Genomic DNA, 17,098 nt, shown 5'->3' with positions numbered 1-17,098 from the left:
ACCGATGAGTATCTTGCGTGCTTTGCGAGAAGGAACGGCAGACCAACGCGTGAGCGCGTCGCAGCGCGGCGTATGCGTGCTGGCGTTGTCCGTGCTGGCGGCGTGTTCGACGCGCATGGACATGGCGCCGGTCGTCGACAGGACGGGCGCGCCCCTTGGCACGACGGCGGCGCAGACGCCGGACAACGGTCCGCCGCCGCCGGGCTTCTACCGTGTGAAGCCGGGCGACACCCTATATCGGATCGCACTCGAAAACGGTCAGAATTATCACGACATCGCGACGTGGAACAACCTGACCAACCCGAACCAGATCGAAGTCGGCCAGCTGGTGCGCGTGGCGCCGCCGGGCGCGAATCTCGCAGCCGCGACGCCGGGCGTGTCGACGGCGCCGATCACCGGCGGCGGCGTGCAGGCCCAGCCGCTCAACGGCGCCAACGGCTACGCCGCAACGCCCCAGCCGGGTGCAACGGCGCAGCCGCCGTACTACGGTCCGAACTCGGGCATGGGCGCGGCGGCGGGAGCAGCAGCGGGAGCAGCAGCGGGTACGGCAGCAGGCACAGCGGCGGGTGCGCTGGCAGGCTCGACGCCGGGCGTTCCGGGCGCCGATGCGGGCGCGACGGCGCCGGCGGGTCAGCCGGCCTTCATCTGGCCGGCGCGCGGGCCGATCCTCAACACGTTCAGCGAGGCGAGCAACAAGGGCTTGAACATCGGCGGGGCGGCGGGTGACCCGGTCAATGCGTCGGCGGATGGGCGGGTGGTGTATTCCGGAAATGGGCTGCGCGGCTACGGCAACCTCATTATCATCAAGCACGATGCAACTTTTCTCACCGCGTATGCACATAACCGCGCTTTGATGGTAAAAGAGGGAGACGCGGTCACTAAAGGGCAGAAAATCGCTGAGATGGGGAACAGCGATTCGGATCGCGTGATGTTGCATTTCGAAGTTCGCCGGCAGGGTAAACCTGTTGACCCACTGAAGTATTTGCCGCCGCAATAGAGCGAAATCATCATGCCAAAAACGAAGCGCCGCCTGCCGCAAGCCGAGACTGAGACGATCAGCCGACCTTTGCAAGTGTCGGTGGAAGACGGTGCTTCGAATACTGACGACGACGCCGAGAATGTCGACGTCGAAGTCGACTCTGATTCCGAGTCCGAGGAAGAAACATCGAGCCGTGGCAAACGCGGCGAAGAAACGGCCGAACGCGCAAACGATTCCGCGCCCGACCCCGACGACTTCCGCTCGCTGATGCAGGCCGAACTCACGGCCGACACCATTCAGCATTATCTGAATCGCATCAGCGTCAAGCCGTTGCTCACCGTGGAAGAAGAGCAGCGCTATTCGCGTCTCGCCAAGGCCGGTGAATTCGACGCGCGACAGGTGATGATCGAGCGCAATCTGCGGCTCGTCGTGAGCATCGCAAAGGGTTATCTGAATCGCGGCGTGCCGCTGCTCGACCTGATCGAGGAAGGCAATCTGGGTTTGATGCACGCCATCGAGAAATTCGACCCGACGCGCGGTTTTCGCTTTTCGACCTATGCCACCTGGTGGATCCGCCAGAGTATCGAGCGCGCGATCATGAATCAGGCGCGCACGGTGCGTCTGCCGGTGCACGTCATTCGCGAGCTCAATCAGGTATTGCGCGCGAAACGCCATCTCGAAAGAAATTCGGCTAATTCGAACCAGGCCGTCGCGCCGGAACGCCGCGACGCGAGCATCGACGACATCGCCTACCTCACCGGCAAGACGCCCGAGGAGGTCACCGATATCCTCGCGCTCAACGAACACACCGCGTCGCTCGACGCGCCGCTCGACCTCGATCCGGGCAGCAGCCTGCTGGACTTGCTGTCCGACGACCAGAGCCAGTCGCCGGACGCCGAAGTGCAGCATCGCGAGCTCGAATCGCTTACGCGCCTGTGGCTGTCGCGGCTGTCCGACAAGCACCGTCATGTGATAGAAAGGCGCTTCGGGCTGAACCATATCGAGCCCGCGACGCTCGAAGAGCTCGCCGACGAAATGGGCCTGACGCGCGAACGCGTGCGCCAGATTCAGCAAGAGGCGCTCGTGCGGCTCAAGCGCTTCTTCGCTTCCAACGGCGTTCGCAAGGACGCCGTGCTTTAACGCTCAAGGCGGCGTCCACAGGGCGCCGCGTTCCAGGATTCAATGACACCGATTCTCGTATTCGACATCGAGACGATCCCCGATGTCGACGGCGTTCGCCGCCTCGAAGACCTGCCCGAAGACCTGTCCGACCGCGAAGTCGCCGAACATGCGTTCGAAGCGCGTCGCGAGCGCGTCGGCAATGACTTCCTGCCGCATCATCTGCAGCGCGTGGCCGCCATCTCCTGCGTGTTTCGCGACGAGCACGGCTTTCGCGTGCGCTCGCTCGGCACGACCGACGACGGCGAGGCCGCGCTGATTCAGTCGTTCTACCGCGTGATCGAGAAGTACACGCCGCAGCTCGTGTCGTGGAACGGCGGCGGCTTCGACCTGCCAGTGCTGCATTACCGCGCGCTGGTGAACGGCATCGCGGCGCCGCGTTACTGGGACCTGGGCCAGGACGACCGCGAGTTCAAGTTCAACAACTACCTCAGCCGCTATCACACACGGCACACGGACCTGATGGACGTGCTCGCGATGTATCAGGCGCGCGCCAACGCGCCGCTCGATGCGCTCGCGAAGCTGTGCGGTTTCCCCGGCAAGCTCGGCATGGACGGCGGCAAGGTGTGGGATGCGTACTGCGACGGGCAGATCGAAGAAATCCGCAACTACTGCGAGACCGACGTCGTCAATACCTACCTCATGTACTGCCGGTTCCAGTTGATGCGCGGCGGCCTGACGGCGAATGAGTATGCGGACGAAATCAGCCTGGTGAAAACCGCGCTCGCGAAGGAGACTTCGCCGCACTGGCAGGAATATCTGGCGGCGTTTGCGAAGTGAGCGCGCGGCGTTCGTCTACAATCCCGCCTTTGCCCACTCGTTCAGTCAGGAAGTACGCAGGTGTCTGAAACCGCTCGAAAATCTTCGCATCGCCGCCGCGCCGCGCCGGCGAAATCCGTCACCCCCGATCCGAACTTCGTCGCACCCGAGATCGAGATTGTTTCGCTCGACGCGGAAGCGCGCGGCGTCGGCCGCACCGTGAATGAGGACGGCGAGCCGGGCAAGGTGATCTTTGTCGAAGGCGCGCTGCCGGGCGAACGGGTGAGCTATTCGAGCTACCGCAAGAAGCCCAGCTTCGAGCAGGCGCAGGTGGTCAAGGTTTTGCGCGAAAGCGTGATCCGCACCCGGCCGAAATGCGCGTTCTTCGGCATCTGCGGCGGCTGCTCGATGCAGCATCTCGATGTGCGCGCGCAGATCGCCGTCAAGCAACGCGTGCTCGAAGATAACCTCGAACATCTGTCGAAGCTGCGCGCGGAAACCATGTTCCGGCCGATCCACGGACCGTCATGGGGCTATCGCTATCGCGCGCGGCTGACGGTGCGGCATGTCGAGAAGAAGGGCGGCGTGCTGGTCGGGTTTCATGAGCGCAAGAGCAGCTACGTCGCCGACATGACGAGCTGCGAGGTGCTCCCGCCGCATGTCTCCGCGATGCTCGTGCCGCTGCGTCACCTGGTGGCGTCGCTGTCGATCCGCGATCGCATGCCGCAGATCGAACTGGCGGTGGGTACGGAAGTCACGGCGCTGGTGCTGCGCATTCTCGAGCCGCTGACTGAGGCCGACGAAGCGCTGCTGCGCACCTTCGCCGACGAGCACGGCGTGCAGTGGTGGCTCCAGCCGAAGGGCCCGGACACGGTGGTGCCGTTCTATCCGCTCGATCAGGAACTGGCGTACACGCTGCCCGAGTTCGCGATCCGCATGCCGTTCAAGCCGACCGATTTCACGCAGGTGAATCACCAGATCAATCGCGTGCTGGTGGCGCGGGCGCTGTCGCTGCTTGCGCCGGAGCGCTCGGACCGGGTACTCGACCTGTTCTGCGGCATCGGCAATTTCACGCTGCCGCTGGCGCGGGTGTCGAAGGAAGTGGTGGGGATCGAAGGCAGCGAGGCGCTGACCACGCGCGCGCTCGAGAACGCGAAGGCCAATGGCGTCGACGGCCATACGTCGTTCGCGTGCCGCAATCTGTTCGAAGTCACCGCTGATGACCTGCGCGCGCTCGGCCACTTCGACAAATTCCTGATCGATCCGCCGCGCGAGGGTGCGCTCGCGGTGTCGAAGGCGCTGGTGGACATCGCACAGAGCGGCGACGGCCCACTGCCGAAGCGGATTGTTTATGTGTCGTGCAATCCGGCGACCCTTGCTCGCGACGCCGGTCTGCTCGTGCATGAAGCGGGCTACCGGATGAAGGGCGCGGGCGTGGTGAACATGTTCCCGCACACGTCGCACGTGGAGTCGATCGCGTTGTTCGAGCGGGACTGACTTCGAGCGGTTTGCTCAGATGTAAAAAACGGCCTGCGGGGTCACTTCAATTCGCAGGCCGTTTTTCCTTGTCTGACTGTGTTCCGGCGATCAGTTGCGGTTGCCGCCGAAGATGCCGAGCAAGGACAGCAGGCTCGTAAACACGTTGTAGAGATCGAGATAGATCGCAAGCGTCGCGCTGATGTAGTTCGTCTCGCCGCCGTTCACGACGCGCTGCACGTCGAAGAGCATGTACGCCGAGAAGATCACGATGGCGAGCACCGAGATGGTCATCATCAGCGCGGGCAATTGCAGGAACACGTTCGCGAATGCCGCCAGCAGGATGACGATCACGCCCATGAACAGGAATTTGCCGAGGCCCGAGAAGTCGCGCTTGCTGACCGTGGCGATGGTCGCCATGGCCGCGAAGATCACGCCGGTGCCGCCGAAGGCCATCATGATCAGTTGCGGGCCGTTCGAGAAACCGAGAATGGCGCTCAGAAGCCGGGAGAGCATCAGGCCCATGAAGAACGTAAAGCCGAGCAGTACCACCACGCCCACGCCGCTCTCCTTCGTCTTCTCAATGGCGAACATGAAGCCGAAGGCGATGGCCAGGAACGCGATGAAACTCATGGCCGGGCTGGACGCTGCGAACAGCGAGAAGCCCGTCACCACGCCAATCCAGGCGCCGAGCACGGTCGGCACCATGGAGAGGGCGAGCAGCCAGTACGTGTTGCGCAGCACCCGGTTGCGCGTCTCGACGGAAGTGATGCTGCCGTTGCGGCCAAAGCCGTAGGGGGATTCGTTCATGGTTTCTCCTTGCTCCAATTGTCTGTGATTCGGTTTCCCGCCACATCCGTCACACACCAATGATAGGTGCGCGGACTTAAACCTGCATTAGGACACCGCCACCGCGGGCGCGAGGCACGTTGCCATGCGCCAGTTGCAATGCGGCGTTTCGCTCCAATATGGCCCCGCAGCACGACGAATTCAATAGCCCGGATGGCCAAGGCGGGTCACTGCCGCCGTTCAGGTCCTTCGGGGTTTGATGCTTACGGAGTCGTAAGGTTTCAATCGCAATCATACCTTGCTTCATGCTACAATTGTCGATTCGTTTTAATTCGTAAACCGTTCATTTTTTGGAGTTTTTCATGGCGATCGAGCGCACCCTGTCGATTATCAAGCCGGACGCAGTGGCAAAGAACGTTATCGGCCAAATCTACAGCCGTTTCGAAAACGCGGGCCTCAAGATCATTGCGTCGCGCATGGTTCATCTGTCGCGCGCCGACGCGGAAAAGTTCTACGCCGTGCACGCCGCACGTCCGTTCTTCAAGGATCTGGTCGAGTTCATGGTTTCGGGCCCTGTCGTGATCCAGGCGCTGGAAGGCGAAAACGCAATCGCCAAGAACCGCGACCTGATGGGCGCCACGGACCCGAAGAAGGCCGACAAGGGCACGATCCGCGCTGACTTCGCTGACAGCATCGACGCGAACGCCGTGCACGGCTCGGACGCCGCTGAAACGGCGCGTCAGGAAATTGCCTTTTTCTTTCCGGAAGTGAACGTCTACTCGCGTTAATCGCTGCGTACGTCGCCGCGCCGTTCAACGGGCGCGGCATCGCGCCGCGACGCACTGAAGTCGTAATACCGCAGGAATTGGCGCGAACGGTCCCGGGCCGGGCTTCGAAGAGGCCGCCCGGACTTCGCAATCTGAAATGGCACATCTCGACATGACGAGCAACACCGTCAACCTTCTCGATCTCGACGCCGCCGGACTCGTCGCCTATTGCGACAGCCTGGGCGAAAAGCCGTTTCGCGCCAAGCAATTGCAGCGCTGGATCCATCAATACGGTGCCGACGACTTCGACGGCATGACGGACTTGGCCAAATCGCTGCGCGAAAAACTCAAGGGCCGCGCCAACATGGCGATGCCCGACATCATCCAGGACCACGCTTCCGCCGACGGCACCCGCAAGTGGCTGATCGACGTCGGCAATGGCAACGCGGTCGAAACCGTGTTCATCCCAGAAGAAACGCGCGGCACGCTGTGCGTGTCGTCGCAGGCGGGCTGCGCGGTCAACTGCCGTTTCTGTTCCACCGGCAAGCAGGGCTTTTCCCGCAACCTCACCACGGGCGAAATCATCGGCCAGTTGCGCATGGCGGAATTCGCGCTGCGCAAGTCGCTCGGGCGCGACGTAGGCGGCCCGGGCAAGGGCGAGCGCGTCGTCACGAACGTCGTGATGATGGGCATGGGCGAGCCGATGCTGAACTATGACGCCGTCGTGCCGGCCATGCGGCTGATGCTCGACGACAACGCCTACGGCCTGTCGCGCCGTCGCGTGACGCTGTCCACCTCCGGCGTCGTGCCGATGATGGACCGGCTCGCGGCAGACCTGCCGGTGGCGCTCGCGGTGTCGCTGCATGCGCCGAACGATCCGCTGCGCGACATGCTGGTGCCGCTGAACAAGAAGTACCCGTTGCGCGAGTTGATGGCCGCCTGCCAGCGTTACCTGAAGGTGGCGCCGCGCGATTTCATCACGTTCGAATACTGCATGCTCGACGGCGTCAACGACACCGAAGCGCATGCCCGCGAGTTGCTCGCCGTCACGCGCGACGTGCCGTGCAAGTTCAACCTGATTCCGTTCAATCCGTTCCCGGAATCGGGTCTGACGCGTTCGAAAAACGAGCAGATCAAGCGCTTCGCGCAAGTCCTGATGGACGCGGGCATCGTGACAACGGTGCGCAAGACGCGTGGCGACGACATCGACGCGGCATGCGGGCAGTTGGCGGGCGCGGTGCAGGACCGTACGCGGCTGGCGGAACGGACGAACCGGGCGCAGGGCAAGGTCATCGAGGTACGGGCGGTCTGATATGTCTGATGCGGCGCGAAGCCGGTGCGCCGAAACCGGCCGCCGGAAAACGCGAAGCCGAACATTTTGTTATAAAGCGGTCTGCCATGACGCCCGGGTTGTATCGTTCACGTAGTTCGAAAACGTAGTTCGAAATGCACATCACCGCGGCGCTATATAAAAGAATCGATGCGAGGAATTTGGCATGAGTGAGCCGCAACATCCGACGCCTTTCAGCAACCATTCCGGCAGTTCGTCCGACGCGCAGCGCAATGATCCGCGCGACGGACAGCCCGGAGCGGAAGGCGCGGCATTGAATGCGGGCCAGGCGGGGGTGCTGGACTCCATTCCGGCAGTCGGCGCGCGCCTCGCGCAGCTCAGGCAGGCGAAGGGCTGGTCGATCGACGACGTTTCCGCGCGACTCAAGGTCTCGACGCCGAAACTGCTCGCGCTCGAAGCCGGCGACATCAGCCATTTGCCCGACCGCACTTTCGCGGCGGGCATCGTGCGCAGCTACGCGAAAATTCTCGGCGCCGATCCCGCGCCGTTCACGCAGGCTTTCCGGCGCGACGCTGGCGTTGTCGGGCAGAATCTGAAAGTGCCGGTGTCGGCGGGTGCGGACATGCCGCGCGGCCGCGTCTCGGTGCCGCTCGGCAATTCGACCGGCCGCAAGCGTTCGTGGATGTGGGGCATTCTCGCCGTCCTCGTCGTGCTCGCCGCACTCGTCACCTGGCATACCGGCGGCGAGTCGAGCGACTGGCTCGCGCGCCTCAAGTCGGCCACGGGCGTCGGCGCCTCGGCGGGCGTGGATTCGGCTGACAAGGCCGCATCGTCCTCCGCGGCCACGCCGGACGAAGCCGCCGCCGCCAACACGGGCGAAGCCTCGCTGCCTGAAGTCGCCGCCGCACCCGGCGAGCAGCCGATGCCGCGTCCGCTCGGCACGAACGCGCTGCCGGCGTCCTCGTCGGCGCTGTCGGCGGTGCAGAGCCAGGCCAATCAGGCTGCGGCGCCGGCAGCGGCGTCGAAGGCGGCTGCTCCCGCGGCGGTCACGGCCGGTTCCGCGCCTGCGGTGGCCGGCAGCGGCTCGGGCGCGGTCGAACTGAAGGTCAAGGAAGACAGCTGGTTCAGCGTGCGCGGCAAGGACGGCAAGGAGTTGTACTCCGGACTCGTGCGCGCCGGCAACACCCAGCGCGTGCAAGGCGAGCCGCCTTTCAAGGTGACCGTCGGCAATGTCAAGGGCGTGGAGTCGTTGTCGGTGGACGACGAGCCCGTCGACGCCAAACGTTACGCTGCCGCACGCGGCAACGTCGCGCGTCTCTCATTGCCCTGAGTACGCGCGCCGCAAAAAACGCAAGCAACAAACGCAAGCAACAAGCGAAACAGGGGCGTCACGGCACAAGCCGCGCCGCCCGCTCAAGATTCCACAGACGTAACCGGATGCCGCAACGGGCGGCAAGGTTTCCAAAGGGTCATGCGATGCAATCCGAAGCTCAATCCCTGATCAGCAGCAAGATCTGTTCGGCCGAACCCGTGTTCGGCGGTCCGTTGCGGCGCCGCGCGTCGCACGCGGTCGACGTGCGCTGGGGCGGTCAGCTGGTCACCATCGGCGGCGATTCGCCGGTGCGCGTGCAGTCGATGACCAATACCGACACCGCCGACGCCATCGGCACCGCGATCCAGATCAAGGAACTCGCGCAGGCGGGTTCGGAACTGGTCCGCATCACGGTGAATACGCCCGAAGCCGCCGCCGCCGTGCCCCACGTGCGTGACCAACTGGACCGGATGGGCGTCAGCGTGCCGCTCGTCGGCGACTTTCATTACAACGGCCATCTGCTGCTGCGCGATCATCCCGCATGCGCGGAAGCGCTGTCGAAATACCGGATCAATCCGGGCAACGTCGGCCAGGGCGCCAAGCGTGACACGCAGTTCGCGCAGATGATCGAAGCCGCGATCCAGTACGACAAGCCGGTGCGCATCGGCGTGAACTGGGGCAGCCTCGACCAGGACCTGCTCGCGCGCATGATGGACGAAAACGCCGCGCGCGCCACGCCCTGGGAACTGCAGAGCGTGATGTACGAAGCGCTGATCCAGTCGGCCATCGGCTCGGCGGAACGCGCCGTCGAACTGGGCCTCGGCCGCGACAAGATCATCCTGTCGTGCAAGGTCAGCGGCGTGCAGGACCTGATCGCCGTGTATCGCGAACTCGCGCAGCGCTGCAGCTTCGCGCTGCACCTCGGGCTGACCGAGGCGGGCATGGGTTCGAAGGGCATCGTCGCGTCGACGGCGGCCCTGTCGGTGCTGTTGCAGGAAGGCATCGGCGACACCATCCGCATTTCGCTGACGCCCGAGCCGGGCGGCGCGCGCACGGGCGAAGTCGTCGTCGGACAGGAAATCCTCCAGACCATGGGTCTGCGTTCCTTCACGCCGATGGTCATCGCGTGCCCCGGCTGCGGGCGCACCACCAGCACGCTGTTCCAGGAACTCGCGTCGCAGATCCAGAACTATCTGCGCCGCTCGATGCCCGACTGGCGCGAGAAATACGCCGGCGTCGAGAAGATGCACGTCGCGGTGATGGGCTGCATCGTCAACGGGCCGGGCGAATCGAAGCACGCGAACGTCGGCATCAGCCTGCCGGGCTCGGGCGAGAATCCGGCGGCGCCCGTCTTCGTCGACGGCGTGAAGGTGAAGACGCTGCGCGGCGAGCGCATCGCCGAGGAATTCCAGCAAATCGTCAGCGACTATGTCGAGCGCACTTACGGCCAGAAGGCCGGCGCGCGCGAAGAGACGTCCACGGCATCACTCTAAAGACAGATGACTGAACAGAAGAAGCGGCTCGAGAAACTGACGGGCGTGAAGGGCATGAACGACATCCTCCCGCAGGATGCCGCGCTGTGGGATTTCTTCGAAACCACCGTCAAATCGATGCTGCGCGCATACGGCTATCAGAACATCCGCACGCCGATCATCGAGCATACGCAGTTGTTCACGCGTGGCATCGGCGAGGTGACGGACATCGTCGAGAAGGAGATGTACAGCTTCACCGATGCCCTCAACGGCGAGCATCTGACCATGCGCCCGGAGAACACCGCCGCGGTTGTGCGCGCGTCCATCGAGCACAACCTGCTGTACGACGGCCCGAAGCGCCTGTGGTATGTCGGCCCGATGTTCCGTCACGAGCGTCCGCAGCGCGGGCGTTATCGGCAGTTCCATCAGGTCGGGGTGGAAGCGCTCGGTTTCGCGGGTCCGGACACGGATGCCGAAATCATCATGATGTGCCAGCGCCTGTGGGACGACCTCGGGCTGACCGGCATCCGCCTCGAGCTGAACTCGCTCGGCCAGGCGGACGAGCGCGCGGCGCATCGCACGGAACTGATCGCCTATCTCGAACAGCACGTCGACCTTCTCGATGAGGAAGCAAAGCGCCGTCTCTATACGAACCCGCTGCGCGTGCTCGACACGAAGAATCCGGCGTTGCAGGAGATCGCGCAGAACGCGCCGAAGCTCGTCGATTTCCTCGGCGAAGAATCGCGCAAGCATTTCGACGGCGTGCAGCGTCTGCTCAAGGCAAACAACATTCCGTTCACGGTCAATCCGCGTCTCGTGCGCGGTCTCGATTATTACAACCTGACCGTGTTCGAATGGGTCACCGACAAGCTCGGCGCACAGGGCACTGTCGCGGGCGGCGGACGCTATGACCCGCTGATCGAGCAGCTCGGCGGCAAGCCGACGGCCGCATGCGGCTGGGCGATGGGCGTCGAGCGCATCCTCGAATTGCTGAAGGAAGAACAGCTCGTGCCGGAAGCCGATGGCACCGACGTCTACGTCGTGCATCAGGGCGAGCAGGCGGCGGAGCAGGCGTTCATCGTCGCCGAACGTCTGCGCGACACGGGCCTCGACGTGATTCTTCACTGCAGCCCGGACGGCGCGTCCGCGAGCTTCAAGTCGCAGATGAAGAAGGCCGATGCGAGCGGTGCGGCGTTTGCCGTGGTGCTCGGAGAAGACGAACTCGCGCAGGGCCTGATCGGCGTGAAGCCGTTGCGCCGCTCGGGCGCTGAGGGCGTCGACGGTCAAAAGAACGCGCAGGTCAACGTGCCGGCCGAAGACTTGACCGAATACCTAATCAATGCGATGGTTGCAACCGCCGATGATGACGCTGCCTAATTTTTAGGCAAAATTCCCGGCAGTTAGCCGCGCGCATCCGCCGGATCGCGCAGCGCCGGCATCGCGCGCGGCACTCGTTGCAAGTCATGAAACGCAGGAAGGATCAGCTGGACGATGAGCTATCACGACGAACAAGAATCGATTGAAAGCGTAAAAGCCTGGTGGGCCAAATGGGGTAACGCCGCGACCTGGATCGTGCTTGCGGTGCTCATCGTGGCCGCCGGCTACAACGGCTGGAACTTCTGGCAGCGCCGCCAGGCAGCCGAAGCCTCCGTGCTGTACGACCATCTGCAACAGGCCGTGAACGGACCCGACCAGGCGCTGGTCTCACGCATGGCGTCGGACATGGAGGACAAGTTCGGCGGCACGGCCTACGCGCAAATGAGCGCGCTCGCGGCGGCGAAATCGCTGTACGCGGCAGGCAATGCGGCCGGCGCGAAGACCCAGCTGCAATGGGTCATCGATCACGCGAAGGACGACGAGTACAAGCAGATCGCGAAGTTGCGCCTGGCGCTCGTGCTGCTCGACGAGAAGAACTACGACGCAGGCCTGAAGCTGCTCGCGGATTCCCCGCTCGACGCGTTCAAAGGCGTCATCGCGGATCGTCGCGGCGACTTGCTGGCGGCCCAGGGCAAGCGCGACGATGCGCGCGCGTCCTACAAGGTCGCGCTCGACACGCTGCCCGCGAACGACACGTCCGCGCGTCAGCTGGTCCAGTTCAAGCTCGATGCGCTGGGCGGCTAAGGTTCGCGCCGGTTCGTCCTCGAAGCATCGATCGCGTGTGCTGGCCGCCGCGTCCGAACGCCGCACGCGCGGCGCGGCGCGTACACCGATCAACCCGTTCAACTTTCCACATTGCGTCCACTGATGACTCTTTTGAAACGCTACGCCGTACCGCTCGCCTGCGCGATGACCGTCTTGTTGACCGCTTGTTCGTCGACCAAGGATGAACGCCGCGAACCGGTGCCGCTCGCGGACTTCAAGCCGGTGCTGACCGTCAACCAGGCGTGGAAGGCGAGCGTCGGGAAGGCGGGCCGCTATCTGTTCTCGCCGGTTGCAGTGGGCGACTACGTGTACGCGGCGGGCGCCAACGGTTCGGTCGCGAAGATCGATGCGAAGACCGGTCAGGACGTCTGGCGCGTGAAGCTGAAGGACGATCTGTCGGCGGGCGTGGGCAGCGACGGCAATCTGACGGCCGTGGGCGGCCTGAAAGGCCAGGTCGACGTGCTCGGTCCCGACGGCAAGCAACTGTGGACGGCCACGGCGCCGGGCGAAATCGTGTCGCCGCCGCTGGTCGGCAATGATCTCGTGATCGTGCGTACGATCGACGGCAAGGTGATCGCGTTCAATGCGCAAACCGGCGAGCAGAAGTGGGTGTTCCAGCTGCGCGCCGTGCCGCTCAACCTGCGCGTCGCGGCCGGCATGACCTTCGCGGGCAACCAGGCGGTGCTGGCGGGCTTCCCGGGCGGCACCTTCGCGGCCATCAACCTGCAAACGGGCGACGCCTACTGGCAGGCGCCCGTGTCTTATCCGAAGGGCGTGACTGAAGTCGAGCGCATCAACGACGTGACCGGCGCGCCGGGGCTGGTCGGTGCGCAGACGTGCGCGGTGACCTTCCAGGGCCGTATCGGCTGTTTCGATGCCAACTCGGGCCAGCCGGTTTGGGAGAAGAACTTCTCGAGCGACAGCGGCCTCGCGCAAAGCGAGCAGGTCGTCGCGGCGGGCGACGACTGGTCGGTGGTCAACGCCTTCCGCGCGTCGGACGGCTCGCCGCTGTGGAAGTCCGACGTGCTGAAGAACCGCAGCGTCAGCGTGCCGTACATCCTGGGCCGCGCGGTTGTGGTGGGCGATTACAAGGGCTTCGTGCACTTCCTGAACACGGAAAACGGCACGCTGATCGGCCGTGCGCCGACCGACGGCAGCGCGATCACCGCCGCGCCCGTGCTGGCCGGAGAAACGCTCGTGGTGCAGACGCACGACGGCGATATCTACGGTTTCCGACCGAGCAACTAAAGCTGTAACCGGCTGGAAGGAAACGCGACACTCCGTTCCGGCCAACATGCTGTACGCGCGTCGCTCAGGCGGCGCGGCAGGCCTGCCACGACGGGCCGCACGAGAAACAATCGGTGCGCCGTGCGCGCATCGCGATACAACCCGCACGCAAGAGCGGGACGACTGCAACGAGGCGCGCGCACCCGCCGCGCGTCCAGCAGCGACGGAGACAGCCTCACGAGAGGCGAAACCCGGCGAACCGGCAAATGAAGGCCGGAGTCCGGAACGGCCGGCGCCACGTGCGTGCGGCAAGCCGAAACCATGCTAATTTTCGACAGGCGCAGCCACTGCGCGGCGTAGCAACGCAGGGGCATCGAAGCACGCACGACAACTTTTGCCGCGCGTACCGTGTCCGCCTTGCGTTCAACCTTGAACAACATCAGATGAAACCCGTGATTGCCCTCGTCGGGCGCCCCAATGTGGGGAAATCGACTCTCTTCAACCGGCTCACGCGCTCGCGCGACGCGCTCGTCGCCGACCTGCCGGGCCTGACGCGCGACCGCCACTACGGCGAGGGCCGCGTGGGCGGCGAGCGCCCGTACCTCGTCGTCGATACCGGGGGCTTCGAGCCCGTCGCGAAGGACGGCATCCTGCACGAAATGGCGCGCCAGACGCGCCAGGCGGTCGAGGAAGCGGACATCGTCGTGTTCATCGTCGACGGGCGCAACGGGCTCGCGCCGCAGGACAAGGCGATCGCCGACTATCTGCGCAAGACCGGCCGGCCGCTCTTCCTGGTCGTGAACAAGGCCGAGGGCATGAAGTACTCGGCGGTCGCGGCCGACTTCTACGAACTCGGCCTGGGCGACCCGCGCGCGATTTCCGCCGCGCACGGCGACGGCGTGACCGAGATGATCAACGACGCGCTCGACATCGCCTATGCCGACCAGCCGGAAGAGACCGAGGCGGAGAAGGCGAAGCACGGCGTCAAGATTGCGATCGTCGGGCGTCCGAACGTCGGCAAATCGACGCTCGTGAACACGCTGATCGGCGAAGAGCGCGTCATCGCGTTCGACATGCCCGGCACGACGCGCGATTCGATCTACGTCGATTTCGAGCGCCAGGGCCGCAAGTACACGCTGATCGACACGGCGGGCCTGCGCCGTCGCGGCAAGGTGTTCGAAGCCATCGAGAAGTTCTCGGTCGTGAAGACCTTGCAGTCCATCTCGGATGCGAACGTCGTGATCCTGCTGCTCGATGCGCAGCAGGATATCTCCGAGCAGGACGCGCATATCGCGGGATTCGTGGTGGAGCAGGGCCGCGCGCTGGTGGTGGGCGTGAACAAGTGGGACGGGTTGGATTCACATGTGCGCGAGCGCACCAAGGCCGACCTTACGCGCAAGCTCAAGTTTCTGGACTTTGCTAAATTCCATTACGTTTCGGCGCTGGAGAAGACCGGCATCAGCGGGTTGCTGAAATCGGTCGACGAAGCCTATGCCGCGGCAATGGCAAAGCTGCCGACACCGAAGCTCACGCGCGCTCTCATCGACGCAGTTGAATTCCAGCAGCCGCGACGGCGCGGCCCGGTCCGTCCCAAGCTGCGCTATGCGCATCAGGGCGGACAGAATCCGCCGATCATCGTCGTGCACGGCAACGCGCTCGACGCGATCACGGATACCTATAAACGTTATCTGGAAGGACGCTTCCGGGAAACTTTCGGGCTGGTGGGCACTCCACTTCGCATAGAGTTTCGATCGAGTCGAAACCCTTACGCGGACAAGGAATGAGAGCCGCGTGAAAGTCCGGCGTTCCGGTGCCGGCGGGGAGGGTTCAAGGCAGCTGTTGGGGCGGCCGCGAATCCCGTTGAGAGGCCCGCTGCGCGGTGCGCTGCTGGCCTTTTGGCCGACTGGCGCCGAAACGTGAATCAGCGAAAATCAGCTATAGTGTAGCGATTGTCGGCGGATCTCTTTTTCTTCGTCCACAATACTTCCAACCTGCAAAAAAATATACGGAGTTTCCTATGAGCAACAAAGGGCAATTGTTACAAGACCCGTTTTTGAACGCATTGCGTAAAGAGCATGTCCCGGTTTCCATCTATCTGGTCAACGGCATCAAGCTCCAAGGCAACATCGAATCCTTCGACCAGTATGTCGTGTTGCTCCGAAATACGGTCACCCAGATGGTCTACAAGCACGCCATTTCCACGGTCGTGCCGGCCCGCCCGGTGAATTTCCACCCGGACGCCGAAACGTCCTAAACCATGTCGCGACCGGTGCGCATTGCCATTTGAATAGCCAATATTAAGCAACTCGCCGGTCGCTTCAAAAATTAAACATATCAATTTGATCAACGCAGCGCTTGTCGGCATCGACTTCGGCAAAATCGATTTCGAAGCCAGTCTTGAAGAACTCAGTCTGCTCGCACAAAGTGCGGGCGCTCATCCCGCCGTCACGCTCACCGGCCGCCGTTCGAGTCCCGATGCCAAGATGTTCATCGGCAGCGGCAAGGTCGAGGAACTGCGTCTGCAGTGCGAAGCGAACGACGTCGAACTCGTCATTTTTAATCACGCCCTCGCGCCCGCGCAGCAACGCAATCTGGAAGGTGCGTTGAATCGCCGCGTGGTGGACCGCACCAGCCTCATTCTCGACATCTTCGCGCAACGCGCCCGCAGCCATGAAGGCAAGCTGCAGGTCGAACTCGCGCAACTCCAGTATTTGTCCACGCGCCTGATTCGCGCCTGGACTCACCTCGAGCGCCAGAAAGGCGGTATCGGCCTGCGCGGCCCCGGCGAAACCCAGCTCGAAACCGACCGCCGCCTGATCGGCGAGCGCATCAAGGCGCTCAAGTCGCGGCTCGAGAAGCTGCGTCGCCAGCATGGCACGCAGCGTCGCCAGCGCGTGCGCAACCGGACCATGTCGGTGTCGCTCGTCGGCTATACCAACGCGGGCAAGTCCACGCTCTTCAACACGCTCACGAAGGCGCAGGCCTATGCCGCCGACCAGCTCTTCGCCACGCTCGACACCACGTCGCGCCGCGTGTATCTCGGCGAGGAAGCGGGGCACGTGGTCGTATCGGACACCGTCGGCTTCATCCGCGAATTGCCGCACCAGCTGGTCGCGGCCTTCCGCGCGACGCTCGAGGAAACCATTCATGCGGACTTGCTGCTGCATGTCGTCGATGCCTCGAGCGCGGTGCGGCTCGATCAGATCGATCAGGTCAACGAGGTGCTGCGGGGCATCGGCGCGGACGAAATCCGCCAGATTCTCGTCTTCAACAAGATCGACGCTGTGCCGGAGCTCGCGGCCCGCGGCGAGGCGGTCGAAAGGGACGAGTATGGTAATATTTCGCGCGTTTTCTTGAGTGCGCGCACGGGTCAGGGACTCGATGCACTGCGCGCCGCAATCGCGGAAATTGCCGCGGCGGAGATCGGGGAAACGGAAGCGAGCCTTCCCAGTGTGCTCGCGGAATTCCCGGACGCGCAGGAAGAATCCGAGGCGGAATCCGGTGCGGACTTCAAGGCGGTGTCTGAAGCCAAGTCCGCGGCCAAGTCCGCAGCAAAGTCCGAAGCAACGCAATCCACGCAGTCCGGGTCAAACGCCACACACGACACGAACGCGCAGCCCGGCGACCAGCGGCCTGCCGATCAACGTGACGACCACACGGTTCCTGAACACGGACAGTGATCCGCAGCGGAATGGAACCGGCCCG

Annotated in this window: 15 protein-coding genes; 14 read left to right on the top strand and 1 reads right to left on the bottom strand. The window is 63.9% G+C overall.

What is annotated here, in order from left to right; genetic code table 11:
* The first annotated feature begins 4 nt into the window (after positions 1-4).
* Genes QCE63_RS09235 through rlmD form a run of 4 tightly spaced genes read left to right on the top strand, consistent with a single transcriptional unit; the run spans position 5 to position 4,414 of the window.
* The gene (locus QCE63_RS09235; protein WP_309832436.1) at positions 5-997 is read left to right on the top strand and encodes a peptidoglycan DD-metalloendopeptidase family protein; all 993 of its coding nucleotides are present in this window, start codon (positions 5-7) and stop codon (positions 995-997) included.
* A 12-nt stretch (positions 998-1,009) separates the two neighbouring features.
* Positions 1,010-2,119, top strand: a complete 1,110-nt coding sequence (gene rpoS, locus QCE63_RS09230) for an RNA polymerase sigma factor RpoS (RefSeq protein ID WP_309832435.1) — start codon at positions 1,010-1,012, stop codon at positions 2,117-2,119.
* Between the two features lie 42 nt (positions 2,120-2,161).
* Positions 2,162-2,938: a 3'-5' exonuclease gene (locus QCE63_RS09225; protein WP_309832434.1), complete on the top strand. Its 777-nt coding sequence runs from the start codon at positions 2,162-2,164 to the stop codon at positions 2,936-2,938.
* A 60-nt stretch (positions 2,939-2,998) separates the two neighbouring features.
* Positions 2,999-4,414, top strand: coding sequence for a 23S rRNA (uracil(1939)-C(5))-methyltransferase RlmD (rlmD, locus tag QCE63_RS09220; RefSeq protein ID WP_309832433.1), 1,416 nt, complete (start codon positions 2,999-3,001; stop codon positions 4,412-4,414).
* A gap of 90 nt (positions 4,415-4,504) precedes the next feature.
* On the opposite strand, the gene QCE63_RS09215 is transcribed toward rlmD, so the two are convergent.
* Positions 4,505-5,203, bottom strand: coding sequence for a Bax inhibitor-1/YccA family protein (locus QCE63_RS09215; RefSeq protein ID WP_309832432.1), 699 nt, complete (start codon positions 5,201-5,203; stop codon positions 4,505-4,507).
* A gap of 341 nt (positions 5,204-5,544) precedes the next feature.
* Here QCE63_RS09215 and ndk point away from each other — a divergent pair, with 341 nt between their 5' ends.
* From ndk to hflX, 10 genes are all read left to right on the top strand, one after another.
* Positions 5,545-5,970, top strand: a complete 426-nt coding sequence (gene ndk, locus QCE63_RS09210) for a nucleoside-diphosphate kinase (RefSeq protein ID WP_309832431.1) — start codon at positions 5,545-5,547, stop codon at positions 5,968-5,970.
* A gap of 151 nt (positions 5,971-6,121) precedes the next feature.
* Complete coding sequence (rlmN, locus tag QCE63_RS09205) at positions 6,122-7,261, top strand: 23S rRNA (adenine(2503)-C(2))-methyltransferase RlmN (RefSeq protein WP_309833748.1); 1,140 nt, start codon at positions 6,122-6,124, stop codon at positions 7,259-7,261.
* Positions 7,262-7,445: 184 nt separating this feature from the next.
* A complete protein-coding gene (locus QCE63_RS09200; protein ID WP_309832430.1) occupies positions 7,446-8,570 on the top strand; it encodes a RodZ domain-containing protein in 1,125 nt (374 codons plus the stop codon).
* A gap of 146 nt (positions 8,571-8,716) precedes the next feature.
* A complete protein-coding gene (gene ispG / locus QCE63_RS09195; protein ID WP_309832429.1) occupies positions 8,717-10,045 on the top strand; it encodes a flavodoxin-dependent (E)-4-hydroxy-3-methylbut-2-enyl-diphosphate synthase in 1,329 nt (442 codons plus the stop codon).
* Between the two features lie 6 nt (positions 10,046-10,051).
* Positions 10,052-11,401, top strand: coding sequence for a histidine--tRNA ligase (hisS, locus tag QCE63_RS09190; RefSeq protein WP_309832428.1), 1,350 nt, complete (start codon positions 10,052-10,054; stop codon positions 11,399-11,401).
* Positions 11,402-11,515: 114 nt separating this feature from the next.
* Positions 11,516-12,145 carry a tetratricopeptide repeat protein gene (locus QCE63_RS09185; RefSeq protein WP_309832427.1) on the top strand — a complete coding sequence of 210 codons (630 nt, stop codon included), beginning with the start codon at positions 11,516-11,518 and terminating at the stop codon, positions 12,143-12,145.
* A 123-nt stretch (positions 12,146-12,268) separates the two neighbouring features.
* Entirely contained in the window at positions 12,269-13,414 is a 1,146-nt protein-coding gene (gene bamB / locus QCE63_RS09180; protein ID WP_309832426.1) for an outer membrane protein assembly factor BamB, read from the top strand.
* A 422-nt stretch (positions 13,415-13,836) separates the two neighbouring features.
* Positions 13,837-15,177 carry a ribosome biogenesis GTPase Der gene (gene der, locus QCE63_RS09175; RefSeq protein WP_309832425.1) on the top strand — a complete coding sequence of 447 codons (1,341 nt, stop codon included), beginning with the start codon at positions 13,837-13,839 and terminating at the stop codon, positions 15,175-15,177.
* Positions 15,178-15,410: 233 nt separating this feature from the next.
* Complete coding sequence (gene hfq, locus QCE63_RS09170) at positions 15,411-15,647, top strand: RNA chaperone Hfq (RefSeq protein ID WP_035930711.1); 237 nt, start codon at positions 15,411-15,413, stop codon at positions 15,645-15,647.
* 85 nt (positions 15,648-15,732) lie between these two features.
* Positions 15,733-17,073 (top strand): GTPase HflX, encoded by a 1,341-nt coding sequence (gene hflX, locus QCE63_RS09165; protein ID WP_309832424.1) that lies wholly within the window; start codon positions 15,733-15,735, stop codon positions 17,071-17,073.
* Positions 17,074-17,098 lie beyond the last annotated feature (25 nt).

This window comes from Caballeronia sp. LZ065 (genome assembly GCF_031450975.1).
Lineage (GTDB): Bacteria > Pseudomonadota > Gammaproteobacteria > Burkholderiales > Burkholderiaceae > Caballeronia.
This window is presented reverse-complemented; position numbering and strand designations above follow the sequence as displayed.

Coding starts and splice junctions, on each gene's coding strand:
- der (WP_309832425.1), top strand. CDS start 13,837: ATGAAACCCGTGATTGCCCTCGTCGGGCGCCCCAATGTGGGGAAATCG.
- ispG (WP_309832429.1), top strand. CDS start 8,717: ATGCAATCCGAAGCTCAATCCCTGATCAGCAGCAAGATCTGTTCGGCC.
- QCE63_RS09235 (WP_309832436.1), top strand. CDS start 5: ATGAGTATCTTGCGTGCTTTGCGAGAAGGAACGGCAGACCAACGCGTG.
- hisS (WP_309832428.1), top strand. CDS start 10,052: ATGACTGAACAGAAGAAGCGGCTCGAGAAACTGACGGGCGTGAAGGGC.
- QCE63_RS09185 (WP_309832427.1), top strand. CDS start 11,516: ATGAGCTATCACGACGAACAAGAATCGATTGAAAGCGTAAAAGCCTGG.
- QCE63_RS09200 (WP_309832430.1), top strand. CDS start 7,446: ATGAGTGAGCCGCAACATCCGACGCCTTTCAGCAACCATTCCGGCAGT.
- hfq (WP_035930711.1), top strand. CDS start 15,411: ATGAGCAACAAAGGGCAATTGTTACAAGACCCGTTTTTGAACGCATTG.
- QCE63_RS09225 (WP_309832434.1), top strand. CDS start 2,162: ATGACACCGATTCTCGTATTCGACATCGAGACGATCCCCGATGTCGAC.
- bamB (WP_309832426.1), top strand. CDS start 12,269: ATGACTCTTTTGAAACGCTACGCCGTACCGCTCGCCTGCGCGATGACC.
- QCE63_RS09215 (WP_309832432.1), bottom strand. CDS start 5,203: ATGAACGAATCCCCCTACGGCTTTGGCCGCAACGGCAGCATCACTTCC.
- rpoS (WP_309832435.1), top strand. CDS start 1,010: ATGCCAAAAACGAAGCGCCGCCTGCCGCAAGCCGAGACTGAGACGATC.
- rlmN (WP_309833748.1), top strand. CDS start 6,122: ATGACGAGCAACACCGTCAACCTTCTCGATCTCGACGCCGCCGGACTC.
- ndk (WP_309832431.1), top strand. CDS start 5,545: ATGGCGATCGAGCGCACCCTGTCGATTATCAAGCCGGACGCAGTGGCA.